This is a genomic window from Plebeiibacterium sediminum, from assembly GCF_026013605.1.
In the GTDB taxonomy this organism is placed as follows: domain Bacteria; phylum Bacteroidota; class Bacteroidia; order Bacteroidales; family Marinilabiliaceae; genus Saccharicrinis; species Saccharicrinis sediminus.
The window spans coordinates 1-584 of the sequence record NZ_JAPDPJ010000272.1; the positions used below are offsets into that span (position 1 = coordinate 1).

The following is a 584-nucleotide window of genomic DNA, read 5'->3' on the forward strand; positions in this document are numbered from 1 at the left end:
GCACTATTGTTCGATGCGTTTTCTGCAATCGTTGCTGAGGCATTTGAAATTACAGGACTGTTGTCATTTACGTTTGTTACAGTAATAGAAACAGTTGCATTATCTGTATTGGTTCCATCAGTAGCCTGTACAGTTAAACTATACGATGTGGTTGTTTCATAATCCAACTTGCTGTTGTTAACTACGGTGATAGCTCCTGTCGATGAATTGATTCCAAAAATACTATCGCCATTTCCTGCTGTGATTGAGTAACTGATAGTCTCGCCATCTGCATCCAGGTCTGAAGACGTATTGTCATCATCAATATTTACCACAGCACTATTGTTCGATGCGTTTTCTGCTATCGTTGCTGAGGCATTTGAAATAGATGGACTGTTATCATTCACATTCGTTACACTAATAGAAACAATTGCATTATCAGTGTTTGTTCCATCTGTAGCCTCTACAGTTAGGCTATATGAAGTTGTTGTTTCATAATCTAGCTTGCTGTTGTTTACTACTGTGATGGCTCCTGTAGATGAATTGATTCCAAAGATACCATCCCCATTTCCTGCGGTGATTGAGTAGCTGATGGTCTCGCCATC

Annotated in this window: 1 protein-coding gene; it reads right to left on the reverse strand. The window is 39.6% G+C overall.

The window, feature by feature from the left end; translation table 11 throughout:
- Positions 1-584, reverse strand: a 584-nt coding sequence (locus OM075_RS25425) for a cadherin repeat domain-containing protein (protein WP_301193368.1), incomplete at both ends; no start/stop codon positions are given.